Origin of the sequence: Kitasatospora sp. NBC_01302, assembly GCF_035976515.1 — a bacterium.
Taxonomy (GTDB): Bacteria; Actinomycetota; Actinomycetes; order Streptomycetales; family Streptomycetaceae; genus Kitasatospora.
Window position 1 is genome coordinate 6,113,694 of the sequence record NZ_CP108404.1, and the last position, 24,379, is coordinate 6,138,072.

Sequence of the window (24,379 nt, forward strand, 5' to 3'; positions counted from 1 at the left end):
CCAATCAGGTCCGGTCCAACGAGCTGCGGATGCTCCCCCCACGGTTCGTCCCGACTCCAGCGAAGCGCGGCGCGGGCGCGGCGTCCAGAGGAGCACGCCGGAGCATCGCCGTTCGGCGGGCGTGCGCCCCCTGGGGTTGCTCCGGCTCCCGCTCCCGGCCGTGCGGATGGAATCGATTCACACTCCGTCCGTCCCACGCCGTACCATTCGCCCCATGGCAAAGGCTCCCGTTCTCACCCCCCAGGCGGACGACTTTCCGCGCTGGTACCAGGATCTGATCAACAAGGCCGAACTGGCCGACAACGGTCCGGTGCGCGGCACCATGGTCATCCGACCGTATGCGTACGCGCTGTGGGAGCGGATGCAGCAGGACCTGGACGCGCGGATCAAGAAGGCCGGTGCGCAGAACGCGTACTTCCCGCTCTTCATCCCGCAGTCCTACCTGACCAAGGAGGCCGAGCACGTCGAGGGCTTCGCCCCCGAGCTCGCGGTGGTCACCCACGGCGGCGGCAAGGACCTCGAGGAGCCGGTCGTGGTCCGGCCCACCTCCGAGACCATCATCAACGAGTACTTCTCCAAGTGGGTGCAGAGCCACCGCGACCTGCCGCTGCTGATCAACCAGTGGGCCAACGTGGTCCGTTGGGAGCTGCGCCCGCGAGTCTTCCTGCGCACCACCGAGTTCCTCTGGCAGGAGGGCCACACCGCCCACGCCACCTACGAGGACGCCCGCGCGTACGCGTCGATGATCCACACCCAGGTCTACGGCGACTTCATGACCAACGTGCTCGGCATCGACGTGGTGCTCGGCCGCAAGACCGTCAAGGAGCGCTTCGCCGGCGCCATCAACACCCTCACCCTCGAGGCGATGATGGGCGACGGCAAGGCGCTGCAGATGGGCACCGCGCACGAGCTGGGCCAGAACTTCGCCAAGGCCTTCAACACGACCTACCAGCTGCAGGGCGCCGAGCGCGAGCACGTCTGGCAGACCTCCTGGGGTGTCACCACCCGCATGGTCGGCGGCCTGATCATGTCGCACGGCGACGACAACGGCCTGCGGGTCCCGCCGCGGCTGGCGGCCGTGCAGGCCGTCGTGCTCGCCATCAAGGGCGACGACGCGGTGATCGCCAAGGTCCGCGAGATCGGCGCCACCCTGGAGGCGGCGGGCGTGCGCGTGGTGGTCGACGACCGCACCGACACCCCGTTCGGCCGCCGCGCGGTGGACTGGGAGCTCAAGGGCGTCCCGCTGCGCATCGAGGTCGGCCCGCGCGACCTGGAGAACGGCACCGCGATGCTGGCCCGCCGCATCCCCGGCGGCAAGGAGCCGGTCTCCATCGACGCGCTGGCCGCGCTGGTGCCCGGGATCCTGGAGGAGGACCAGGCGCTGCTGCTGCGCCAGTCCCGCGAGCGCCGCGAGTCCCGCACGGTGGACGTCAAGACCATCGACGAGTGCGTCGAGGCCGCCGCCACCGGCTGGGGCCGGATCTCCTGGGCCGACCTCGGCCCGGAGGGCGAGACGAAGCTCGCCGAGCAGGGTGTCTCGGTCCGCTGCCTGGTCGCCGCCGACGGTTCGGTCCCGGACTCGTACGACCAGGAAGGCAACCTCGCGATTGTCGCGCGGGCCTACTGATTTAGGCGCGCTGTTTCACCGGCTGAGTAACCAGTGGGTGACGGCGTCTCGCCTACTGGCCGGTCAACTCCCAGTGCGGGCGAACTAGCGGTACGGTGTACGGCCCGTGGCCCTGTCAAAAACACGTACAGGGCCCGGGCCGGACAACTCGGCGCGGCGCTCTGCCGTGCCCGGGAATCGGGCGACCCGGCGAGGAACGACGGGTGCAGACACCGAGGGGGTTGGTCTTGCGTCAGATTTCGAACGCTCAACACGGGCATTGTTACGCCCAGCTGAGAGTTCTCCGGGAATTCCTGGTGAGTGCTCAAGAATGGAACGTCGGAACCGACTCCCTCGTTGGCATAGCGTGAGCACGACACAGCCTCTCGTCCTCGCGGCCGAACTGGCCGCCGCCTGGAGCGACATCCAGGCCCACCATCACGACCTCCCCGATCTCGCCTCGCCCGAGGCACTGATCGGCGAGTCGTCCTCGGCCTGCGGCACCCGGCTCGGTTTCGAGCGGTTGCTGCACGAGGCCGCCCACGGACTGGCCGCCGCCCGCGAGATCCGGGACACCTCCCGGGCCGGGCGCTACCACAACCGTCGATTCCTTCTGCTCGCCTCCGAGTTGGGGCTGGCGCACCCGGTCGAACCGCATGCCAGCAGCGGCTTCTCCCAGGTGACCATGCTCGCCGAGACCCAGGAGCGGTACGCCGCGACCATCGAGCGGCTGGAGCTCGCCCTCGGCGCCCACCAGCAGGCGGTGGCCGGGACGCCCGACGGCGGAGTGCTGCGCGCGTTCCGCGGCCCGGCGGCCCGGCACGGCTCCTCCGGTGGCGGCGTGCGGGTCAAGGCCGTCTGCGGCTGCGGCCGCAACGTCCGGGTGGTGCCGTCGGTGCTGGCCCAGGCCTCGATCGTGTGCGGCGCCTGTCAGCAGCCGTTCAAGATCGCCTGATCGCGTACGCCCTCCGGCCGGGCCCGGCCCGCGGTCTGTGCCGCGTCACGCACAGCCCGTGGTCGGGTTCCGCCCCCGGTCGGGCGGCTGTGCGTGATGTGGCACAATCGATAGCTGATACCCGGCAGCCAACAGGAACCCTCTCGCCTACGGCTGGCGTGTCATTCGAACGACCGACCCCGCAACCCCACGCGGGAGCGCGGTCGCTCACCCACGTCAACTCCAGGAGAATCCACTCCCGTGGCAGTCAAGATCAAGCTCAAGCGTCTCGGCAAGATTCGCGCCCCGCACTACCGCATCGTCATCGCCGACTCGCGCACCAAGCGTGACGGTCGCGCGATCGAGGAGATCGGCATCTACCAGCCGACCTACAACCCCTCGAAGATCGAGGTCGACAGCGACCGCGCCCAGTACTGGCTGTCCGTCGGCGCCCAGCCGACCGAGCCGGTGCTCGCCATCCTCAAGCTGACCGGTGACTGGCAGAAGTTCAAGGGCCTGCCCGCCCCGGCCCCGCTGCTGGTCGCCGAGCCCAAGGTCGAGGACTTCTCGCACCTGTTCGCGAAGGCCGTCGCCGGCTTCGAGGACGCCACCACCGGTGTTGCCATCACCCCGAAGGCCAAGAAGTCGGACAAGGCCGAGGCTGACGCCGACGCCGCTTCCACCGAGGCCTGAGCGTGATCGAGGACGCCCTCGATCACCTGGTGAAGGGCATTGTCGAGCACCCCGAGGACGTTCAGGTGCGCTCGCGCAATCTGCGTCGGGGCAACACCATCGAGGTGCGAGTGCACCCCGATGACCTCGGCAAGGTGATCGGCCGTGGCGGCCGCACCGCGCGTGCGCTGCGCACCGTGGTCGGCGCGCTCGGCGGTCGCAACGTCCGGGTCGACCTGGTCGACGTGGACAACATCCGCTGACGGTCACCGTCGCCTGAGATCCGGCCGGGACGCTCCACGCGTCCCGGCCGGATCTCTTTTCCCATCCCCGTACCTTCTTAAGCGAGCCCGCCCCGGCGGCTCGTACCCGTAGTAGCTAGCGCTCAGGAGTGCACCGTGCAGCTCGTCGTCGGCCGGATCGGCCGCGCCCACGGCATCAGGGGGGACGTCTTCGTCGAGGTCCGCACCGACGAACCCGAGCTGCGGCTCGGGCCCGGCGCGGTCCTGCTCACCGACCCCGCCGCCGTGGGCCCGCTGACCGTGGAGTCCGGCAAGGTGCACAGCGGTCGGCTGCTGATCCGCTTCGCCGGCGTCAAGGACCGCACCGACGCCGAGGCGCTGCGCGGGACCATGCTGATCGCCGAGGTCGACCCGGAGGAGCGGCCGGAGGAGGAGGACGAGTACTACGACCACCAGCTGATCGGCCTGGACGTGGTGCTGCTGGACGGCACCCCGGTCGGCGAGCTGACCGAGGTGGTCCACCTGCCGTACCAGGACCTGCTGACGGTCACCAGGCCGGACGGCACCGAGGTGCTGATCCCGTTCGTCAGCAAGATCGTGCCGACCATCGACCTGGAGAACCAGCGGGCCGTCATCGACCCGCCCGGCGGGCTGATCGACGGCGAGGGGGCCGAGGTGGCCGGCGGACCGGAGGGCGACCGATGACGGCCGCCGACGGGGTCGAGGAGCCCGTGGCCGTGGCCGAGGAGCCGCACGGCATGCGGATCGACGTCGTCACGATCTTCCCCGAGTACCTGGAGCCGCTGAACGTCTCGCTGGTCGGCAAGGCCCGCGCGCGCGGTCAGCTGGACGTGCACCTGCACGACCTGCGCTCCTGGACCCACGACGTGCACCGGACCGTGGACGACACCCCGTACGGCGGCGGCCCCGGCATGGTGATGAAGCCCGAGCCGTGGGGCGAGGCGCTGGACGCGGTCTGCGCCGCCGGGCCGGCCGGGCAGCTGCCGACGCTGGTGGTGCCCACCCCGAGCGGTGTGCCGTTCACCCAGGAGCTGGCCCAGGAGCTGGCCGCCCGACCGTGGCTGGCCTTCGCCCCGGCGCGCTACGAGGGCATCGACCGGCGGGTGATCGAGGAGGCCGCCACCCGGATGCCGGTGGTCGAGGCCTCGATCGGCGACTACGTGCTGGCCGGCGGCGAGGTCGCCGTGCTCGTGATGGTCGAGGCGATCGCCCGGCTGCTGCCCGGCGTGCTCGGCAACGCCGAGTCGCACCGCGACGACTCCTTCGCCCCCGGCGCGATGGCCGACCTGCTGGAGGGCCCGGTCTACACCAAGCCCGCCGAGTGGCGCGGCCGGGCGGTGCCGGAGGTGCTGCTCAGCGGCAACCACGGCAAGATCGCCCGCTGGCGGCGCGAGCAGGCTTTCACCCGCACGCTGGCCAATCGCCCCGATCTGGTGGGGCGCTGGCGCCTTTCCTCCTTCGACAAGAAGGAGCGCGAGGCGCTGAGCGTGCTCGGGCTCGGCTGGGACGAGGAGCGCGGCCGATTTCTCCGAGTAGCCGAGGCTGTGGAAGAATAGGCCGCTGTTGTCTGTCGCCGGGCTCTTCACAGGTCTTATCGACCAGGAGAGCCGGTGGTCCTGCGCCCCCGCCACGGGGGGATCGCTATGGCCGAGGCGACCCGCAACCCATCCCATTGTCACGAATTTCCGTGGGCGGCCCGTGGCGCCCGCGATGGAGAGCATCATGAGCAACAAGCTCGCTGCTGTCGACGCGGCCTCGCTGCGTACCGACATTCCGGCCTTCCGCGCCGGTGACACCCTGAAGGTTCACGTCCGGGTCATCGAGGGCAACCGCTCCCGTGTCCAGGTCTTCCAGGGCGTTGTGATCCGCCGCCACGGCGCGGGCATCGGTGAGACCTTCACCGTCCGCAAGGTGAGCTTCAACGTCGGCGTGGAGCGCACCTTCCCGGTGCACACCCCGGTCGTCGAGAAGATCGAGGTCGTCACCCGCGGTGACGTCCGTCGCGCCAAGCTGTACTACCTCCGTGACCTGCGCGGCAAGGCCGCGAAGATCAAGGAGAAGCGCGACCGCTGAGTCGCTGCCCCCGGCGCGAGTCGGGGGTGCGGCACGCTCAGGCTGGGCCGCTAAGCTCAGCCCCGATGAGCACGCACGAACCGATCGCGGACCGCGACGGCACCTCCGCACCTCCGGGTGCGGGACCGCCGTCGCGGTCCGCGGTCGTTTCGCTGGGTGAAGCCGGTGAAGCCGGTGATGTCAGTGACGCCGTCGAGGCCGTCGAGAGCACCGGCGCCGCCGAGCCGACCGAGCCCGAGCCGGCCTCCGCCGAGCCGACCGAGCCCGCGCCCGAGGGCGGCTGGCGGCTGCGCGACCTGGCCAAGCTCGTCGCCGCCTGCGTCCTGATCCTGCTGCTGGTCAACGTCTTTGTCGCGCAGCCCTTCGTGGTGCCCTCCGGCTCGATGGAGAACACCCTGCGCCCGGGCGACCGCCTGGTGGTGAACAAGCTGTCCTACCAGTTCGGCGGCACCGTGAGCCGCGGCGACGTGGTGGTCTTCGACGGCACCGACTCCTTCGTGCCCGGCGGCAACGAGTCGATCGGCATCGGCACCGAGCTGCGCAAGTTCGGCTCGGCGCTGGGCCTCGCGCCCTCGGACGGCTCGATCTTCGTCAAGCGGGTGATCGGTGTGGGCGGCGACCGGGTGACCTACCGGGCCGGCGCCCACGAGTTGACCGTCAACGGCGTGCCGCTGGCCGAGTCGGACTACCTGTACCCGGGCGACGCCCCCTCCAGCGTGGGCTTCGACGTCCAGGTCCCGCCCGGCAAGCTCTTCGTGCTGGGCGACCACCGCAGCAACTCGAGCGACTCCCGGGACCACCTCGGCGATCCCGGCGGCGGGTTCGTGCCGGTCAGCAAGGTGATCGGCCGGGCCGCCTGGGTGATCTTCCCGGTCGGGCACTGGTCCTCGCTGGACCCGCCGGCCGGCTTCGCCGCCGTCGCCGCGGCAGCGAAGGGCGGTGCCCATGGGAACCAGGGGTAGACCCGCACCCAGCGGCCACCCGCGGCCCGACGGCACCGCGGACCCGCACGGCGGCGCCGGGCCGTCGGGCGTGAGCGACGACCGGTCCACGTCGGCGGAGCGTTCGGCCGAGGGCCCGCCGACCGGCTCGGCCGTGCCCCTTCGCGGGCGCGCGCAGCGGCGGCGCACCGCCCGGCGGGCCGCGCGCACCGGCCGGCGCTCGCTCTGGCGCGAGCTCCCGGTGATCGCCGTGGTGGCGCTGCTGATCGCGCTGGTGCTGAAGACCTTCTTCGTGCAGGTCTTCTCGATCCCCTCCGGATCGATGGAGCAGACCATCCAGGTCGGTGACCGGGTGCTGGTGGACAAGCTCACCCCCTGGTTCGGCAGCACACCGCAGCGCGGCGACGTGGTGGTCTTCAAGGACCCGGGCGGCTGGCTGGAGAACCAGCCCGCCACGGACGCCGGCGGCCCGGTCGTCCGCGGCCTCAAGGACGCCTTCAGCTTCGTGGGCCTGCTGCCCTCCTCGAACGAGCAGGACCTGATCAAGCGGGTGATCGGGGTCGGCGGCGACACCGTGGCCTGCTGTGACGACCAGGGCCGGATCACCGTCAACGGCACGCCGATCGCGGAGCCGTACCTGGCTCCCGGCAACCTGCCCTCGCGCATCCCGTTCCGGGTCACGGTGCCCAAGGGGCGCCTGTGGGTGATGGGCGACCATCGCGACCTGTCCGCCGACTCGCGCTACCACATGAGCGGCCCGGGGCAGGGCACCGTGCCGGTCGGGAACGTGATCGGGCGCGCCTTCCTGATCGCGTGGCCGCTGGACCGCCTGCAGGGGATCTCCCGGCCCAGCTACCGGACTCCGGCCGCACTCGGGTCGCCGGGGGGCGGTGCGCTCGCCGCTGGGAGCACGGGCCAATCGGTCGGGCTCAACCCGGATCCCCTGGAACCTTCGCTCGTTATGGGGATGTTGGGCGTTTCCCCGGCGCTGCTGCGGCGGCGACGATCCGGGGTGCTCACCGGCGGCTCGCGCGCGGCCCGACGCCGCTGGCGGGCGGCCCGGCGATCAGCGGGCCCGGACTGACGGTCCGTCCGGTCCGCCGAGCCGCCGTGTGGGAGAGCCGGGTGGACCACTCGGAGTGATAGAGAAGTGCAGACATCCTCGCGGCCCGTGCCGTGCGGATGGTTCCGAAGGCTGTGCTGGTGTCAGGCCGTCCGCTGATGGGCAGGCCTGAGCCGGGTTCACGGTCGGTCACAGACGAGGTGTCCGCTGCGCGGCACTGGTGAGCGCGGACGATGGTCGTCCGCACAGCAGGGAGGAGATGTCGTGGGGGATCTGGTGATCGGCGCCCGCGGGGCCGGCGAGCCTGAGGGCTCCGGCGGCCGTACGGCCCAGTCCACCGAGTCCGGGCAGCCGACCGAGCCGGGCGACGGCGCGGGCGGCCAGGGCGGTGGCCCGCTGCCGGGCGCGGCCGACGAGCGCCCCGGCGACGGTGGTCCGCAGGCCCCCGGGGCCCCGGCGGAGGACAAGGAGAAGCGGGCCGGCGAGCGCAAGCAGCGCTCGTTCTGGAAGGAACTGCCGATCCTGGTCGGTATCGCGCTGGTCCTGGCCCTGGTCATCAAGACCTTCTTCGTGCAGGCCTTCTCCATCCCCTCCGCGTCGATGGAGCAGACCCTCCAGATCGGCGACCGGGTGCTCGTGGACAAGCTGACCCCGTGGTTCGGCTCCAAGCCCGACCGCGGCGATGTGGTGGTCTTCCACGACCCGGGCGGCTGGCTCGACGGCGAGGGGACCCAGCAGAGCTCCAACGCGGTGGTCCGAGGCGCCCAGGACGTCCTGAGCTTCATCGGCCTGATGCCGTCGGCCAACGAGAAGGACCTGATCAAGCGCGTGATCGGGGTGGCCGGCGACACGATCGAGTGCCAGGGCAACGGGCCGCTCAAGGTCAACGGCGTGGCGCTGAACGAGCCCTACGTCTACACCCCGGGCATCACGCCGCCGGACCCGTGCGCGGGCAAGCCGTTCGGGCCGGTCAAGGTGCCGCCGAACGCGATCTGGGTGATGGGCGACCACCGCAGCGACTCGCTGGACTCGCGCTTCCACATGGACCAGCCGGCCACCAAGAGCGAGCCCGGCGGCGGCTTCGTCTCGGTGAACGACGTGGTCGGGCGGGCCTTCGTGGTGGCCTGGCCGGTCAACCACTGGTCCACCCTGCCGGTGCCGTCCACCTTCGGGCAGAAGGGCATCGCGACGGCGGGCCTGGTGCCCCCGGCGCTCGGCGCCGTCGGGACCCTGCCGGTGGCGTGGTGGCTGCGCCGCCGGCGCACGAAGGGCGACTGACCCGTCCCTTTTCCTTCCGTTTTCTCTTGCGCGGGCCGTGGTACCGACGAGTAATCTGCTCGGACGTGTCACGGCCCGCCGCCGTGCCCGGCCCTCGAACCAGGACGGTCCCGATGAGCAGGCTCACCGAAGAAGGTCCCGGCCCGTCCGGGCCCGGTGCTGGGACGGACACCGCGGCTGCGGCGCCGGGCGCCGCACCGGCGGCGCGCCCGCGTCGCTGGGGAGCCGGCGCGGTGCTGCAGACCGTGGCCCTGGTGCTCGGCCTCGGCCTGCTGCTGGGTGGGTTCGGGCTGATCGCCCTGGACTACCGCCCCTACGCGGTGCCCACCGGCTCGATGGAGCCGACCATCTCCGCCGGTGACACGGTGCTCGCCCGCAAGGTCGACGGCGGGCAGGTCGGGCGCGGTGACATCGTGGTCTTCCACGATCCGACCTGGGAAGGCGGCGCCACCATGGTCAAGCGGGTGGTGGCGGTCGGCGGCGACACGGTGGCCTACGGCAGCGCGGAGCACAGCCTGACGGTCGACGGCAAGCCCGTGACCGAGCCCTATCTGGCGCCCGACCAGTTGCCGGGCACACCCTTCAGCATCCAGGTCCCGGCGGGGCGGCTCTTCCTGCTCGGCGACAACCGCGGCAGCTCGCTGGACTCCCGCTCGCACCTGGAGGAGCTCTCCGGGACGGTGCCCGCCACCGACGTGATCGCCCGGGTGGAGGCGACCGTCTGGCCGTCCGGCCACGCGGGCCTGCGCGGGCGTACGGTGGCCTTCGACGCGCTGGGCGGCCCGGTGGCGAGCCGGCCGGGGCTGCTGGTGCCCGCCGCCTGGGCGTCGGTGGCCGGTGCGGCGGTGATCGTGCTGACCTCGCTGACCGGGCCGGTGGCCGCGTTGGCGCGCCGGGCGCGCGGGCGGCGCTGAGCCGCGGCTGCGGCGCTGAGAGCCGGATACGGGAGCGGTGGACGGGATGGGTGCCGGTGAGCCGGTGGTGCGGCGGCGTGAAGCGGCCCGGGTGCTGCTGCTGGATTCGGCCGACCGCCTGCTGCTCTTCCACGGCTTCGACCCCGCCGAACCGGCCCGGACCTGGTGGTTCACCCCGGGCGGCGGGCTGGAGCCGGGGGAGGACAGCCGGGCGGCGGCGCGGCGGGAGCTGGCGGAGGAGACCGGGCTGACCGGGATCGAGCTGGGGCCGGTGGTCGCCGTCGACCTGGCGCTGTTCCCGTACGACGGCGAGCGGTACGAGCAGCGCCAGAGCTTCCACCTCGCCCGGATCCGGCGCGCCGGGCCCGAGCCGGACAGTTCGGGTTCCGAGCGGCAGGAGCGCGCCCAACTGCGGGAGGCGCGTTGGTGGACGCTGGCGGAACTGCGCGGTACGACCGAGCAGGTCTACCCGGTGCGGCTGGCGGAGCTGCTGGAACTCCTGCTGGAACAGGGGTCACCGGTCGACCCGGTCCGCCTCTGACCGAGGGTGGCGTGGTCCACAATGGGGAGGGACATGCCGAGCTGAGGGGACGCCTGCATGAGTGCGGAAGATCTCGAGAAGTACGAGACCGAGATGGAGCTCAAGCTCTACCGGGAGTACAAGGACGTCGTCGGCCTGTTCAAGTACGTGATCGAGACCGAACGGCGGTTCTACCTCACGAACGACTACGAGCTGCAGGTGCACTCGGTCCAGGGGGAGGTGTTCTTCGAGGTCTCGATGGCCGACGCCTGGGTCTGGGACATGTACCGCCCCGCCCGGTTCGTCCGGAAGGTGCGGGTGCTGACCTTCAAGGACGTCAACATCGAGGAACTGGCGAAGAGCGACCTGGAGCTGCCCTCGGACGAGGCGGGCTTCGGCAGCTGAACCTGCTGGGGCCCCGAGCCGGCGGGGCCCCGGTGCGTCCGTCCGGGTGGCGGCGATTGTCCACACCCCCCGGGTTGTCCACAGTTCGACGGCACCCGCTGGTCGGGACGGATGCTGGACGGCAACCTCCGTGATCGGAGGTGATCGCCGTGCAGAACGCACACACGGCCCTGGGCCGCTACGGCGAAGAGGTGGCCGCCCGCCGGCTCGCCGAACAGGGCCTGCGGGTCCTTGAGCGCAACTGGCGCTGCCCCGAGGGCGAACTCGACATCATCGTGCTCGATGGCGACACGGTCGCCGTCTGCGAGGTCAAGACCCGCTCGGAGCAGGGCTTCCAGCAGCCGGCGGAGGCGATCGGCACGGTCAAGGCGCAGCGCCTGCGCCACCTCGCCGAACGCTGGCTGGCCGAACGCTGGCCGGAGCACTTCGTCCGGCTGGCCGAGGGCGTGACCGGGGCGCCGCCGCCCCGCGACGACACCGGAGCCGCGCCCCCGCCGGGCGACCCGGCGCCGACCCCACCCGTCCCACCCGCCACCGTGGTGCCGCTGCCGCCCGGCGGGGTCCGGATCGACCTCGTCGCGGTGGTCAGCCGGGCGCGCGGTGCCGCGCGGATCGAGCACCTGCGGGGGGTGGTCTGAGATGGCCTTCGCGCGAACCTGTTCGGTGGCCCTGATCGGGGTGGACGGCGTCGTGGTCGAGGTGCAGGCCGACCTCGAACCGGGCGTGGCCGCCTTCACCCTGGTCGGGCTGCCCGACAAGGCGCTCAGTGAGGCCCGCGACCGGGTCAGGGCGGCGGTGGTGAACTCGGGGGAGAGCTGGCCGCAGCGCAAGCTCACGGTCGGGCTCAGTCCCGCCTCGGTGCCCAAGAGCGGTAGCGGCTTCGATCTCGCGGTGGCCTGTGCGGTGCTCGCCGCCGCCGAGCGCCTGCCGCCGGAGGCCATCGCCGACCTGCTGGTCATCGGCGAGCTCGGGCTGGACGGCCGGGTCCGCCCGGTGCGCGGCGTGCTGCCCTCGGTGCTGGCGGCCGCCGATGCCGGCTACCGGCAGGTGGTGGTCGCCGAGCAGACCGCGGCCGAGGCGGCGCTGGTTCCCGGCGTCTCGGTGCTCGGCGTGCGCAGCCTGCGCCAGCTGATCGCCCTGCTCACCGATGCGCCCGTCCCCGAGGAGCCGCCGGATCCGGTCGCCGGCAGCCCCGACCCGCTGATGTCCGGCCTGCTGCTGCCGGGCGCCGCCGTGCGCCGGACCACCACCGACCCCGAGTTCGGCCCCGACCTGGCGGACGTCGCCGGGCAGGAGGAGGCCCGCCAGGCGCTGGAGATCGCCGCCGCCGGCGCCCACCACCTCTATCTCAAGGGTCCGCCCGGAGCCGGCAAGACGATGCTCGCCGAGCGCCTGCCCGGGCTGCTCCCGCCGCTGACCCGGACCGAAGCGCTGGAGGTCACCGCGGTGCACTCGGTGGCCGGACTGCTGCCCGCCGGGCGTCCACTCGTCGACCTGCCGCCCTACTGCGCCCCGCACCACTCCACCACGATGCCCGCCATCATCGGCGGCGGCAGCGGACTGCCCCGCCCGGGCGCCGTCTCGCTGGCCCACCGCGGCGTGCTCTTCCTGGACGAGGCACCGGAGTTCCCGGTCCGGGTCCTGGACGCACTGCGCCAGCCCCTGGAGTCCGGTGAGGTGGTGATCGCCCGCTCGGCGGGCTCGCTGCGGCTGCCGGCCAACTTCCTGCTCTGCCTGGCGGCCAATCCGTGTCCGTGCGGCCGGCACTCCCGGCGGGGCGAGGGGTGCGAGTGCACGCCGACCATGGTGAGCCGCTATCAGGCGCGGCTGTCCGGGCCGCTGCTGGACCGGGTGGACCTCCGGGTCCAGGTCGAGCCGGTGACCCGGGCCGCACTGCTGGACCGGGACAGCTCGGCCGAGCGCACCGCCGTGGTGGCCGCCCGGGTCCGGGCCGCCAGGGAGCGCACCGCGGCCCGCCTCGCCGGGACGCCGTGGCGCACCAACGCCGAGGTCCCCGGCCGTGAGCTGCGCACCCGTTGGCGGCCACTGGAGGGGTCGCTGACCGAGGCCGAGCGCGAGATGGAGCACGGCCACCTCACCGCGCGCGGGCTGGACCGGGTGTTGCGAGTGGCCTGGACCATCGCCGACCTGGCAGGCCGCGACGCCCCCGGGGCCGCCGAGGTGCAGGCGGCCCTGGTGCTGCGGCGTGGCTTTCCGAGCGGTGTCCGATCGCTGGGGGCGCCGCTGAGCAGGCCCTTGGGAGGGCGGCCATGACCGAGCGGGCAGAGAGACAGACCGCGCTGGACCTCACGGCCGGCACCGGTCCGCGCACGGGTGCCGACACCGGTGCGGGTGCCGTCCGGGCGGCACTCCCGGGGGAGGAGCGGCTGGCCCGGGTCGCGCTGACCCGGCTGGTCGAGCCCGGCACCACGGCGGTGGGCCGGTGGCTGCGCTCGCGGTCCGCGGCCGAACTGATCGAGCTGGTGCGGACCGGGCAGGAGGTGCCCGAGCTGAGCCTCGATCAGCAACGCCTGGAGGTGCTGCGCCGGCGGCTGGCACTCACCGATCCGGTCGCCGACCTCGAACGGCTGCGGGCGATCGGTGGCCGCTTCCTCGTCCCCACCGACGCGGAGTGGCCCAGCCAGCTGGCCGACCTGGCCGATGCCCAGCCGATCGGCCTGTGGGTGCTGGGCACCGGTTCGCTCCGGCTGCTCGCCCTGCGCTCGGTCGCGCTGGTCGGCGCCCGCGCCTGCACGGCGTACGGCGCGCACGTCGCCACGGAGCTCGCGGCCGCACTCGCCGAGCGCGGCTGGGTGGTCTGTTCCGGGGCGGCCTACGGCATCGACGCGGCGGCCCATCGCGGCGCGCTCGCGGTGGGCGGTATGACGGTGGCGGTGCTCGCCTGTGGAGTGGACGTGCGCTACCCGCGCGGCAACAGCGAACTGATCGGCCGGATCGCCGAACAGGGCCAGCTGCTCAGCGAGCTGCCGCCGGGGGAGCATCCCAACCGCTTCCGCTTCGTGCTCCGCAACCGGGTGTTGGCGGCGCTGACCCGGGGGACCGTCGTCGTCGAGGCGGCGGTGCGCAGCGGCGCGCTCAGCACCGCCCGGCGCGCCCAGGAGCTCAACCGGCACACCATGGGCGTGTGCGGGCCGGTGACCTCCGAGCTCTCGGCCGGTGTGCACGCGTTGATCCGCGGCGGTGGCGCCACGCTGGTCACCGACGCGGCGGAGGTGGCCGAGCAGATCGGCTCGATCGGCGCGGACCTCGCCCCACCGCGCGACTCCCGGCCCCGCCCCAGGGACCTGCTCCACCACGCCGCCGCTCAGCTGCTGGAGGCGATCCCGGGCGGGCCGGCCGGCGCATCGGTCCCTGACCTGGTGCTGCGCACCGGTTTCCCCGCCGATCAGGTCCGCAAGGAGCTCTACGGACTCTGTTCGCTGGGCTTCGTCCAACGCGTGGGATCGCACTGGAGGGTGATCCGTTGACGGCTGACGAATCGTGAGGTGCGCGGTGCTCGTTGGTGCGGTCACGGGCATCCGCACCGCGCGACGGCGCCGCCCCGGAGGTCCCGAATCGTGCGCGCCCGTTCCCACGACGGAGTGAACGCCACCGGAACGAGCGACGGCCAGGTGGTGGTAGCACAGCGCATCGACTCGGTCACGCTACGCTCGCTATGGCTTCCCTATCAGCACATGACTCGGCAGAACGGCGCAGACCCACGTATGCCCACACACATTCCCGGACACAGGGTGACCAGTGCCGGCCTGCCCTCGGGGGGCTCCGGCACCGACTCGCGACTCAGCACCGACGCCCAGCCCGCGAAGCCCGTCCTGTCGAGCAGTCATCCGCCGAGCGTCGCCGTGCCGCTGTCCGGAGCTGACGTCCCGCCAAGCACTCTGGGCCCGGAGCACGGCGCCGAGTGGCGCAGCGCACCGGGCGCGGAGGCAGGGGGCGCGGTCGTCGGAGGGCGGGCGCTGAACGCGCCGGAGCCGACCGGGCGCGCGGCCGAACGCACCGCGCACCCGAGGGAAGCACTCTCCGGGGAGCCATCCGCCCGGGAGCCGCGCAGATCCTCGGCCGACCAGCCGTCAGTGGGCGCCGCAGTGGGCGCTGCCGGCCGGGCAGCGCCGGTGGCAGCTCGGCCGGCCCGGCCGGCGCTGCCAGGCGACACCCGTGCCGAGTCGCCCGCCCGGCTGCCCAGGCCGAACGCCACGCCGTTCCCCCCTGTGGGCCGTCCACCGGTCTCGGAACTCGGCCCGCCCGCGAGACCGCTCGCCGACCCCAGCCTCGGCGCCGGCCCGGCGCCCGACCCTGAGCAGCACCACCCGGCCGGTTCCGCCGAGCAACCCCCGGCTCCGCAAGCGGACCAGCCGGCCTTTCCGGCGGCCGTCCCGCCCACCGGGCGACGTGAGGACGTGCCAGGTCCGCGGGCGCCACACGTTCTCCCGCATGCGCTCCCCGCGCCTGGGCGCAGCCCCGAGCAGCAGGCGGTCCCCGGAGCCGGCCCGGGCAACGCAGCACGGGCACGCCGGATCGACGCCACGCGCGGGCAGAGCGTCATCGTGCCCGCCGGTGCGGAGGCAGGCGGGAACCGGGCCATCGGCCGTGCGGCGGGGCGGGCCGCAGTGGTGGCGCAGAGAGCGTCCGGGGTGCCCGGGATGGCCTCGGTGCCGGCACCCGGACGCGGGCCGGACCGCAGTCCGGCCCGGCGGGGGCAGGGCGAGAGCGTCGGCGGCAGCGGTGCGGCCCGGGTCGCCGCGGAGCCCGGGCCGCACGCCGGACGGGACCGCCCTTCCGCCCCGGCACCCCCGACGCCGACCGGCTCGGCAGGGCGGGGGGCCGACTGCGGTCCGCGACCGCTGCCGGCGGATCCGGCGGTGGCGGTGCCCGCACCGGCCAGGCCGTCCGGGGGGCAGAGCGGCCCCGGCCGCCCACCCGGTGCTGCCGAACCCGCCACCGGGGCACGGCCGCGGCTCGGTCAGCAGGCTGCGCCGCCACCGGCCGGCACCCCACCGCCAGCTGCCGCGACACCGGCCGCCCCGCCGACACCTGCCCAGTCGTCAGCAACCCCGCCCTCGGGCCGCGTGCCCTCCACCACCGCGCCCCCCACGGTGGCCGCCTGCACTCCGGCCCGCGCGGCCGACGCGCGGCCGGGTGCGCGGGGTACAGGCGGACAGAGCGCACTCGAGTCGCTCTGGCGCTCCTACAAGGGCAGCGGTGACCCCTACCTCCGCGAGCAGTTGATCCTCCATTACTCGCCCCTGGTGAAATACGTGGCCGGCCGGGTCGGCGTCGGCCTGCCCGCCAACGTCGAGCAGGCGGACTTCGTCTCCTCCGGTGTCTTCGGGCTGATCGACGCGATCGAGAAGTTCGACCTGGACCGGGCGATCAAGTTCGAGACCTACGCGATCAGCCGGATCCGCGGCGCGATCATCGACGAATTGCGGGCCCTGGACTGGATCCCCCGCTCGATCCGGCAGAAGGCCAAGGCGGTCGAGCGGACCTATGCCGCCCTGGAGGCCCGGCTGCGACGGACTCCGCACGAGCCCGAGGTGGCCGCGGAGATGGGCATCGCGATCGAGGACCTGCACGCGATCTTCAGTCAGCTCTCGCTCGCCAACGTGGTGGCGCTGGACGAACTGCTCCACCCGGCCGGTGAGGGTGGCGAACGGCTGAGTCTGATGGACACCCTGGAGGACACGGGCGCCGACGACCCGGTCGAGGTCGCCGAGGACCGTGAGCTGCGCAAGCTGCTGGCCAGGGCCATCAACACGCTTCCGGACCGGGAGAAGACCGTGGTGACGCTCTACTACTACGAGGGCCTGACGCTTGCCGAGATCGGTCAGGTCCTCGGGGTGACCGAGAGCCGGGTCAGTCAGATCCACACCAAGTCGGTCCTCCAGCTGCGGGCGAAGCTCTCCGATCTGCGCTGACGGCCCGCCCGTCGGCCGGCTCGATGCCAGGGGGTGTGCTGCCGGGTCGGCCACCCGCCCCGGCGGGTGCGCCGAGGGCTCGGCTCTCAGATGGGCTCCGTACAGTGGGAGGGTGCCGAAGATCCGAGCTGCCACCCTGGCCGAGCACCGCCAACTGCAGCGTGCCGCCCTCCTGGACGCCGCCCGCGAGCTCCTGACCGAAGGCGGGATGGAAGCGCTCACCTTCCCGGCCCTGGCCGCCAGGACCGGGCTGGCCCGTTCGTCGGTGTACGAGTACTTCCGATCGCGGGCCGCCGTGGTGGAGCAGCTCTGCGAGGTGGACTTCCCGCTCTGGGCGGCGGAGATCGAGGCCGGGATGGCCGCCTGCGACAGCGCGGACGAGCAGCTGGCCGCGTACATCCGCGGTCAGCTCGTGCTGGCCGGCGATCCGCGGCACCGGGCCATCGTGGCGCTCTCCGCCGCGGAGCTGGACGAGGCCGCGCGCAACCGGATCCGGGTCGCCCACGCAGGGCTGGTCGGGCTGGTGGTGGAGGCCCTGAGCGCGCTGGGCCACCAGGATCCGCGGCTGGCAGCGACCCTGCTCCAGGGTGTGGTGGAGTCGGCCGTCAAATACTCGGAGGGCCGGTCCGCCGCCGAGCGCGAGTTGATCGCCGACACCGCCGTGGCACTGGCCCTGCGCGGCCTGGCCACCACGCCCGCGAACTGATCGGCCGCACCCGCCGACGGGCGCCCACCCGGCGCGAGAGCGAGGGGCCGCGGCGCGGCAACGGCGATCCGCTCTGCCGGGCGCAGGGGCAGCAGCCGTGCCTGTCCGGCCCCGAGCAGCGCGAGCGGATCGAGATAGCGCCCGCCCCGCAGCAGCCCCCAGTGCAGGCAGCTCGCCGGGCAGTGCCCAGTCCCCGGCGCGAGGCGGCCGATGACGGCACCGGCCGCCACCGGTGTCCCCACCGCGGCGCCGTCGAGCACCGGCAGGTAGGTGGTGCGCAGCGGCGGCGTGCCGGTGCCCGGGTGCAGCACCGTCACCACCGGATGCCCGGCGACCTCGCCGGAGAAGGCGACGACCCCCGCCGCGGCGGCATGGACGGGCTCGCCTGCTGCAGCGGTCAGATCGACGCCGCGGTGCCCGGCCGCCCATGCCGCAGGCGGTGGCGCGAACCGGCGCAGCACCCCGGCCGCACCGCCCAGGGGCCAAGCTCGCCCGGGGCCGGGGCCGGGGCCGGGACCCGGACCATGCGGTGCGCCGCCCACGAGCGGCGACGCCCGGGCGCTGGCCGGCAACGGCCCGGCGCAGGCGGTCAGCACCAGGGCCGAGCACGCCGCCACGCGGAGCACCGTGCGCCCGGCACAGCGGGAGCCGCCGGTGACAAGAGAGCCGAAGCGGATGAGCGAGCCGAGGACGGAAGGAAGGGAACGGGGGCGGAGTGCCGACTTCAGGAGTGCCGACTTCAAGAGTGCGGACTTCAGGAGTGCGGACCGCAGGGGAGCGGACCTGAGCGGAGTAGTCATGCCGCGAGGCTCCGCCCGGTAGCTCGCCGTCACCACCCCCGTCCCGAAATCTGTGGACAACCCGGGCCCTGTGCACAGTGCCTCTCACCTGTACAGCCGCATCTGCGAGCCGACGACCCGATCATCAGCTCGCGTGATCCGCCCAGCCGGCCCCGCCCAGCCCCTCCTGGGCAAGCCCCCAGCCTGCCCCCGGACAGCCCCTCAGCGGCCCCTGAGCCAGCCCCTTGACCGCAGAGTCGCCGGTCACGCGGCGCTTCCCGTACACTTCACAACGCGACCCGGTCTCTCGGGTCGACTTCGCACGCCCCGCCACCGGCGATCAAGCGCGCGGCCCACCGCCCCCAGGCCCGGTCCGCCGCCCCGCCCGGTGCGAGTGCCGCTCGGTCCCCCGAGCCTGTAAGCGGCCCCGCCGCCCAGGCCCGGACGGCTCGGCACGTCGGGGCGTCAGGCGTGACGGTCACCCGACCGGCACGGACAACCGAGGCAGACCCGGTAGTCGCCGAGTGCCAACAGGCAGCAACGACGAGCCGGGCGCAACACCTGAGGAGCGCGGCCATGGCCGTCGTCACGATGCGGGAGCTGCTGGAGAGCGGCGTCCACTTCGGTCACCAGACCCGTCGTTGGAACCCGAAGATGAAGCGTTTCATCTTCACGGAGCGCAACGGCATCTACATCATCGACCTGCTGCAGTCGCTGAACTACATCGACCGCGCGTTCGAGTTCGTCAAGGAGACCGTTGCCCACGGCGGCAGCGTCCTCTTCGTCGGCACCAAGAAGCAGGCCCAGGAGGCCATCGCCGAGCAGGCCACTCGCGTGGGCATGCCCTACGTGAACCAGCGCTGGCTCGGCGGCATGCTGACCAACTTCTCCACCGTCTACAAGCGTCTGCAGCGCCTCAAGGAGCTCGGCGAGCTGGACTTCTCGGACGTGGCCGGCTCCGGCCTGACCAAGAAGGAGCTCCTGGTCCTCCAGCGCGAGCACGACAAGCTGGAGAAGACCCTCGGCGGTATCCGCGACATGCAGCGCGTCCCCAGCGCTGTCTGGATCGTGGACACCAAGAAGGAGCACATCGCGGTCGGCGAGGCCCGGAAGCTCAACATCCCGGTCGTCGCGATCCTCGACACCAACTGCGACCCCGACGAGGTCGACTACAAGATCCCGGGTAACGACGACGCGATCCGCTCCGTCACCCTGCTCACCCGTGTGATCGCCGACGCCGTCGCCGAGGGCCTCAAGGCCCGTGCCGGTGTCGCCAAGGGCGACGTCAAGGCCGAGCCGGGCGCCGACCAGCCGCTGGCCGACTGGGAGCAGGACCTCCTGGCGACCGGTGACAAGAAGGCCGACGAGGCCCCCGTCGCCGAGTCCGCTGAGGCTCCCGCTGCCGAGGCCCCCGCCGCCGAGGCCCCCGCCGCCGAGGCTCCGGCCGCCGAGGCCGAGCAGGCCTGACGCACCGAAGGGTGAGGGGTGCTCGTCGGTGAACACCGGCGAGTGCCCCTCTCTCCACGTGCCGGGGCTGAACCATGAGCCCCGGCGCACCCACCCCGCAGACACGCGAGACGCGAGAAGAGATTCACACCATGGCGAACATCTCCGCCGCGGACGTCAAGAAGCTCCGTGAGCTCACCGGCGCCGGCATGATGGACTGCAAGAAGGCTCTCGACGAGGCCGAGGGCGACGTCGAGAAGGCTCTTGAGCTCATCCGCATCAAGGGCCTCAAGGGTGTCGCGAAGCGTGAGGGCCGCACCGCCGAGAACGGCGCCGTCGTTGCCCTGATCGCCGAGGACGCCAAGTCCGGCGTGCTGGTCGAGCTCAAGTGCGAGACCGACTTCGTCGCCAAGAGCGACAAGTTCGTCGCGGTCGCCGACGCGATCGCCGCGCACCTCGCCAAGGCCGCCCCGGCCGACCTGGAGGCCGCCCTGGCTTCCGAGATCGAGGCCGGCAAGACCGTCCAGCAGTTCGTGGACGAGGCCAACGCGAACCTGGGCGAGAAGATCGTCCTGGACCGCTTCGCCCAGTTCGCCGACGGCTTCGTCGCGGTCTACCTGCACCGCACCTCGCCCGACCTGCCGCCGCAGGTCGGCGTCCTGGTCGAGCTCGACAAGGAGAACACCGAGGTCGCCAAGGACGTCGCGCAGCACATCGCGGCCTTCGCGCCGAAGTTCCTCTCCCGCGAGGACATCCCGGCCGAGGTGCTCGAGAACGAGCGCCGCGTCGCCGAGGCCACCGCTCGCGAGGAGGGCAAGCCCGAGGCCGCCCTGTCGAAGATCGTCGAGGGTCGCGTCACCGGCTTCGTCAAGGAGAACTCCGTCCTGGAGCAGGCCTTCGCGAAGGACAACAAGAAGTCCGTCGCCAAGGTCCTCGAGGAGAACGGCGTCGCCCTCAAGCGCTTCGCCCGCTTCCGCGTCGGCGCCTGAGCCACGTTCATCTGGTTCCCGCCTAAGGTAGGAACCGCGGCCGCCGCTGTCCATCAGTGAGTCGGCACCAGAACGACGAGGAGGCCATTGCCGTGCAGGAGACCGTACCGGTTCCCGCGGCAGTGGCCTCCTCGCGTGTACGCGCGGGCCGCCGGGTGCTCCGGCAGGCCCTGCGGGCCGCGCGTCCGGGCCCGGGGGCCGCACACCCCGGCCCGTGTGCCAGCAGGTGACATACCTGTGAACCAGCAGGTGTAGAAGGAGAAGTCCATGCAGAAGACGCAGGAGTCCGCGCAGGACGGCGCCCGCCGTCGTGTTCTGCTCAAGCTGTCCGGTGAGGCGTTCGCCGGCGGAGGCGGCCTCGGCGTCGACCCCGACGTCGTCCACAAGATCGCCCGTGAGATCGCCACGGTCGTCCGGCAGGGCACCGAGGTCGCGGTGGTCATCGGCGGGGGCAACTTCTTCCGTGGCGCGGAGTTGCAGGTCCGGGGCATGGACCGGGCCCGTTCCGACTACATGGGCATGCTCGGCACGGTGATGAACTGCCTGGCGCTCCAGGACTTCCTGATGAAGGAAGGGATCGAGACCCGGGTCCAGACCGCGATCACGATGGGACAGGTCGCCGAGCCGTACCTGCCGCTGCGCGCCGTCCGGCACCTGGAGAAGGGCCGCGTGGTGATCTTCGGAGCGGGTATGGGCATGCCGTACTTCTCCACCGACACCACCGCCGTGCAGCGTGCCCTGGAGATCCACGCCGAGGTGCTGCTGATGGGCAAGAACGGCGTCGACGGTGTCTACGACTCCGACCCCAAGACCAACCCGGACGCGGTGCGCTTCGACGCCCTGGAGTACTCCGAGGTCATCTCGCGCGACCTCAAGGTCGCCGACCTCACCGCGATCACCCTGTGCAAGGACAACGGCCTGCCGATCCTGGTCTTCGAGCTGCTCGCGGAGGGCAATATCGCTCGCGCGGTGAAGAGTGAGAAGATCGGCACACTCATCAGCCAGGATTCCGTCCGGGCCTGAGCAGCAATCATCCGCACGGCCAGGCCGTACGGACCGTCAGAACGCCACCAAGGCAACCGGACAGGGAGCAGACTGTGATCGAAGAGATCCTCCTCGAGGCCGAGGAGAAGATGGAGAAGACCGTCACGGTCGCGAAGGACGACTTCGCCGCCATCCGCACCGGCCGGGCGCACCCGGCGATGTTCGCCAAGATCGTCGCGGACTACTACGGCGCCCCGACGCCGATCAACCAGCTCGCCTCCTTCGCCGTTCCGGAGCCCCGGATGGCGGTGGTGACCCCGTTCGACAAGAGCGCTCTGCGCAACATCGAGCAGGCGATCCGCGACTCCGACCTGGGCGTCAACCCGTCCAACGACGGCAACATCATCCGGGTGAACTTCCCGCAGCTCACCGAGGAGCGCCGCCGGGACTACATCAAGGTCGCCCGCAACAAGGGTGAGGACGCCAAGATCTCCATCCGGGCGATCCGCCGCAAGGCCAAGGACACCCTGGACAAGCTGGTCAAGGACAAGGAGTCCGGCGAGGACGAGGTCCGCCGCGCGGAGAAGGAGCTCGACGACACCACCGCGGGCTACGTGGCGCAGATCGACGAGCTGCTGAAGCACAAGGAAGCCGAGCTCCTCGAAGTCTGATGAACGACGCTCCCCAAGCCCCTGGCGAAAGGGGCGCAACCCCGCAGGCCCCCGTGACACCGCGCCCGCCGCAGGTGGACCGGGGGTCCCTACCCCCAGCGCAGGAGAGTCCGGTGGCCCAGCCCGAGCCGCAGCAGCCTCGCAAGCAGCGTGGCGGCCGCAACCTCCCCGCCGCGATAGGGGTGGGGCTGGGACTGGGAGCGGTGATCATCGTCTCGCTGTTCGTGGTCAAGGTGCTCTTCCTGATCGTGGTGGTGGCGGCGGCGTCGGTCGGCAGCTGGGAGCTGACCAGCCGGCTGGCCGAGCGCAAGGACGTCAACGTCGCCCTGCTGCCGCTGCTGCTCGGCGGGGTGGGCATGCTGACCGCCGGGTACTGGATCGGCCCGCAGGGCGCGGCGGCGGCGCTCGCACTGACCGCGTTGGCACTGATGATCTGGCGGATGAGCGCGCCGCCGGAGAACTACCTGCGCGACATAACCGCGGGTGTCTTCACCGCCTTCTACGTGCCCTTTCTGGCCACCTTCGTGGCCCTGCTCCTCTCCGCCCACGACGGTCCGCAGCGGATCGTGCTCTTCCTGGTGGTCACCATCTGCAGTGACACCGGGGCGTACGCGGTCGGCTACAAGTTCGGCCGCAACAAGCTGGCGCCGACCATCAGCCCCGGCAAGACCCGCGAGGGCCTGGCCGGCGGGATCGGCCTGTCGATGCTGGCCGGTGCGCTGCTGATGCAGTGGATCATCGATGACGGCCACTGGTGGCAGGGCCTGATCCTGGGCGGCTGCGCGGCGGTCATCGCGACCCTCGGCGACCTGGCCGAGTCTATGATCAAGCGTGATCTCGGCATCAAGGACATGGGCACCCTGCTGCCGGGCCACGGCGGCATCATGGACCGGCTCGACTCGCTGCTGCCGACCGCCCCGGTGGTCTGGCTGCTGCTGACCGCCTTCGTCGGCAGCTGACCGACCCGGCCCACCCCCGCCGCCGCACTGCGGACGGCACCCGAAGGCCCCAGACGCACCGCGTCCGGGGCCTTCGGCCATCTGCGACACTGGACGGACCATGCCTGCACCCGGAGAACTGACCTTTGTCGCGCCGCGTGGCGCCAAGCCCCCGCGACACCTCGCCGACCTCAGCCCCGCCGAGCGCAAGGAGGCCGTCGCCGAGCTGGGCGAGCAGCCCTTCCGCGCCAAGCAGCTGGCGAACCACTACTTCGCCCGGCTCAGCAACGACCCGGCCGCCTGGAGCGACATTCCGGCCGCCGGGCGCGAGAAGCTGGTCACGGCGCTGCTGCCCGAGCTGATGTCGGTGGTCCGGCACGTCTCGTGCGACGACGACACCACCCGCAAGACGCTCTGGAAGCTCTTCGACGGCACCCTGGTCGAGTCGGTGCTGATGCGCTACCCGGACCGGGTGACGATGTGCATCAGCTCCCAGGCCGGCTGCGGCATGAACTGCCCGTTCTGCGCCACCGGCCAGGCGGGCCTGACCCGCAACCTGTCCACCGCCGAGATCGTCGAGCAGATCGCGGCCGGGATGCGCGCCCTCAAGGCGGGCGAGATCCCCGGTGGCGAGGCGCGGCTGAGCAACGTGGTTTTCATGGGCATGGGCGAGCCGCTGGCCAACTACAACCGGGTGCTGGCCGCGATCCGCCGGCTGACCGACCCGGCCCCGGACGGCTTCGGCCTCTCCCAGCGCGGCATCACGGTCTCCACCGTGGGCCTGGTCCCGGCGATGAACCGGCTGGCCGACGAGGGCCTGAGCTGCCGCCTGGCGCTCTCGCTGCACGCCCCGGACGACGAGCTGCGCGACGAGCTGGTTCCGGTGAACACCCGCTGGAAGGTCGCCGAGGTGCTGGACGCCGCGTGGAACTACGCGGAGAAGTCCGGCCGGCGGATCTCCATCGAGTACGCCCTGATCAAGGACATCAACGACCAGGCCTGGCGGGCCGACCTGCTCGGCCGGCTGATCAGGAGCCACCGGGTGCACGTCAACCTGATCCCGCTGAACCCGACTCCGGGCTCCAAGTGGACCGCCTCGCGGCCCGAGGACGAGCGCGAGTTCGTCCGCCGGCTGGAGGCGCACGGGGTGCCCACCACCGTCCGCGACACCCGCGGTCAGGAGATCGACGGCGCCTGCGGCCAGCTCGCGGCCGCCGGCTGACGCACCGCGGAAGGCGGCCCGGCAGGCGAGCGGCCCGGG

General features: G+C 72.3%; 25 protein-coding genes and 1 pseudogene. 25 read left to right on the forward strand and 1 reads right to left on the reverse strand.

Translation table 11 applies throughout. The features are described from left to right. Positions 1-214 precede the first annotated feature (214 nt). From proS to OG294_RS26875, 18 genes are all read left to right on the forward strand, one after another. The gene (proS, locus tag OG294_RS26790; protein WP_327069097.1) at positions 215-1,627 is read left to right on the forward strand and encodes a proline--tRNA ligase; all 1,413 of its coding nucleotides are present in this window, start codon (positions 215-217) and stop codon (positions 1,625-1,627) included. Between the two features lie 310 nt (positions 1,628-1,937). Beyond that, positions 1,938-2,561 carry a hypothetical protein gene (locus tag OG294_RS26795; protein WP_442789224.1) on the forward strand — a complete coding sequence of 208 codons (624 nt, stop codon included), beginning with the start codon at positions 1,938-1,940 and terminating at the stop codon, positions 2,559-2,561. Positions 2,562-2,801: 240 nt separating this feature from the next. After that, a complete protein-coding gene (gene rpsP, locus OG294_RS26800) occupies positions 2,802-3,233 on the forward strand; it encodes a 30S ribosomal protein S16 (protein WP_327069100.1) in 432 nt (143 codons plus the stop codon). Between the two features lie 2 nt (positions 3,234-3,235). Beyond that, positions 3,236-3,475, forward strand: a complete 240-nt coding sequence (locus tag OG294_RS26805; protein WP_266293475.1) for an RNA-binding protein — start codon at positions 3,236-3,238, stop codon at positions 3,473-3,475. Positions 3,476-3,610: 135 nt separating this feature from the next. Then, positions 3,611-4,159, forward strand: coding sequence for a ribosome maturation factor RimM (gene rimM, locus OG294_RS26810; protein WP_327069101.1), 549 nt, complete (start codon positions 3,611-3,613; stop codon positions 4,157-4,159). 53 nt (positions 4,160-4,212) lie between these two features. Beyond that, positions 4,213-5,031 carry a tRNA (guanosine(37)-N1)-methyltransferase TrmD gene (gene trmD, locus OG294_RS26815; RefSeq protein ID WP_327071682.1) on the forward strand — a complete coding sequence of 273 codons (819 nt, stop codon included), beginning with the start codon at positions 4,213-4,215 and terminating at the stop codon, positions 5,029-5,031. Between the two features lie 166 nt (positions 5,032-5,197). Then, positions 5,198-5,548: a 50S ribosomal protein L19 gene (gene rplS / locus OG294_RS26820; protein WP_327069102.1), complete on the forward strand. Its 351-nt coding sequence runs from the start codon at positions 5,198-5,200 to the stop codon at positions 5,546-5,548. A 65-nt stretch (positions 5,549-5,613) separates the two neighbouring features. Then, the gene (lepB, locus tag OG294_RS26825) at positions 5,614-6,510 is read left to right on the forward strand and encodes a signal peptidase I (RefSeq protein WP_327069103.1); all 897 of its coding nucleotides are present in this window, start codon (positions 5,614-5,616) and stop codon (positions 6,508-6,510) included. Next, positions 6,494-7,573 carry a signal peptidase I gene (gene lepB, locus OG294_RS26830; RefSeq protein WP_327069104.1) on the forward strand — a complete coding sequence of 360 codons (1,080 nt, stop codon included), beginning with the start codon at positions 6,494-6,496 and terminating at the stop codon, positions 7,571-7,573. The genes lepB (OG294_RS26825) and lepB (OG294_RS26830) overlap by 17 nt, the downstream gene beginning before the upstream one ends. Before the next feature lie 243 nt (positions 7,574-7,816). Continuing rightward, positions 7,817-8,830 carry a signal peptidase I gene (gene lepB / locus OG294_RS26835; RefSeq protein WP_327069105.1) on the forward strand — a complete coding sequence of 338 codons (1,014 nt, stop codon included), beginning with the start codon at positions 7,817-7,819 and terminating at the stop codon, positions 8,828-8,830. Positions 8,831-8,943: 113 nt separating this feature from the next. Beyond that, entirely contained in the window at positions 8,944-9,744 is an 801-nt protein-coding gene (lepB, locus tag OG294_RS26840) for a signal peptidase I (RefSeq protein ID WP_327069106.1), read from the forward strand. 46 nt (positions 9,745-9,790) lie between these two features. After that, positions 9,791-10,285, forward strand: coding sequence for an NUDIX hydrolase (locus tag OG294_RS26845; protein WP_327069107.1), 495 nt, complete (start codon positions 9,791-9,793; stop codon positions 10,283-10,285). A gap of 57 nt (positions 10,286-10,342) precedes the next feature. After that, positions 10,343-10,669, forward strand: a complete 327-nt coding sequence (locus OG294_RS26850) for a DUF2469 domain-containing protein (RefSeq protein WP_110669769.1) — start codon at positions 10,343-10,345, stop codon at positions 10,667-10,669. Between the two features lie 140 nt (positions 10,670-10,809). After that, complete coding sequence (locus OG294_RS26855) at positions 10,810-11,307, forward strand: YraN family protein (RefSeq protein WP_327069108.1); 498 nt, start codon at positions 10,810-10,812, stop codon at positions 11,305-11,307. 1 nt (position 11,308) lies between these two features. Continuing rightward, positions 11,309-12,943, forward strand: a complete 1,635-nt coding sequence (locus OG294_RS26860; RefSeq protein WP_327069109.1) for a YifB family Mg chelatase-like AAA ATPase — start codon at positions 11,309-11,311, stop codon at positions 12,941-12,943. Next, positions 12,940-14,157, forward strand: coding sequence for a DNA-processing protein DprA (gene dprA / locus OG294_RS26865; protein WP_327069110.1), 1,218 nt, complete (start codon positions 12,940-12,942; stop codon positions 14,155-14,157). Before OG294_RS26860 ends, dprA begins: the two co-directional genes overlap by 4 nt. 1,599 nt (positions 14,158-15,756) lie before the next feature. Then, positions 15,757-16,605, forward strand: coding sequence for an RNA polymerase sigma factor WhiG (whiG, locus tag OG294_RS26870; RefSeq protein ID WP_327069111.1), 849 nt, complete (start codon positions 15,757-15,759; stop codon positions 16,603-16,605). A gap of 136 nt (positions 16,606-16,741) precedes the next feature. Then, positions 16,742-17,311, forward strand: a complete 570-nt coding sequence (locus OG294_RS26875; protein ID WP_327071683.1) for a TetR/AcrR family transcriptional regulator — start codon at positions 16,742-16,744, stop codon at positions 17,309-17,311. Between the two features lie 137 nt (positions 17,312-17,448). Here OG294_RS26875 and OG294_RS26880 read toward each other — a convergent pair. Continuing rightward, positions 17,449-17,937 (reverse strand): annotated as a pseudogene (locus OG294_RS26880) (peptidoglycan DD-metalloendopeptidase family protein); the annotation flags it as partial. A gap of 49 nt (positions 17,938-17,986) precedes the next feature. Between OG294_RS26880 and OG294_RS41190 the strand changes: the two are divergent. The 7 genes from OG294_RS41190 to rlmN all read left to right on the forward strand — a co-directional run bounded on the left by OG294_RS41190 (position 17,987) and on the right by rlmN (position 24,340). Then, positions 17,987-18,133 carry a pentapeptide repeat-containing protein gene (locus tag OG294_RS41190; RefSeq protein ID WP_442789361.1) on the forward strand — a complete coding sequence of 49 codons (147 nt, stop codon included), beginning with the start codon at positions 17,987-17,989 and terminating at the stop codon, positions 18,131-18,133. A 533-nt stretch (positions 18,134-18,666) separates the two neighbouring features. Continuing rightward, positions 18,667-19,557: a 30S ribosomal protein S2 gene (gene rpsB, locus OG294_RS26885; RefSeq protein WP_327069112.1), complete on the forward strand. Its 891-nt coding sequence runs from the start codon at positions 18,667-18,669 to the stop codon at positions 19,555-19,557. Between the two features lie 131 nt (positions 19,558-19,688). Continuing rightward, entirely contained in the window at positions 19,689-20,525 is an 837-nt protein-coding gene (tsf, locus tag OG294_RS26890) for a translation elongation factor Ts (RefSeq protein WP_327069113.1), read from the forward strand. A gap of 267 nt (positions 20,526-20,792) precedes the next feature. Beyond that, positions 20,793-21,548 (forward strand): UMP kinase, encoded by a 756-nt coding sequence (pyrH, locus tag OG294_RS26895; protein ID WP_327069114.1) that lies wholly within the window; start codon positions 20,793-20,795, stop codon positions 21,546-21,548. 74 nt (positions 21,549-21,622) lie between these two features. Beyond that, the gene (gene frr / locus OG294_RS26900) at positions 21,623-22,180 is read left to right on the forward strand and encodes a ribosome recycling factor (protein WP_327069115.1); all 558 of its coding nucleotides are present in this window, start codon (positions 21,623-21,625) and stop codon (positions 22,178-22,180) included. After that, positions 22,180-23,139 carry a phosphatidate cytidylyltransferase gene (locus OG294_RS26905; protein WP_327069116.1) on the forward strand — a complete coding sequence of 320 codons (960 nt, stop codon included), beginning with the start codon at positions 22,180-22,182 and terminating at the stop codon, positions 23,137-23,139. The genes frr and OG294_RS26905 overlap by 1 nt, the downstream gene beginning before the upstream one ends. A 100-nt stretch (positions 23,140-23,239) precedes the next feature. Then, the gene (gene rlmN / locus OG294_RS26910; RefSeq protein WP_327069117.1) at positions 23,240-24,340 is read left to right on the forward strand and encodes a 23S rRNA (adenine(2503)-C(2))-methyltransferase RlmN; all 1,101 of its coding nucleotides are present in this window, start codon (positions 23,240-23,242) and stop codon (positions 24,338-24,340) included. Positions 24,341-24,379 lie beyond the last annotated feature (39 nt).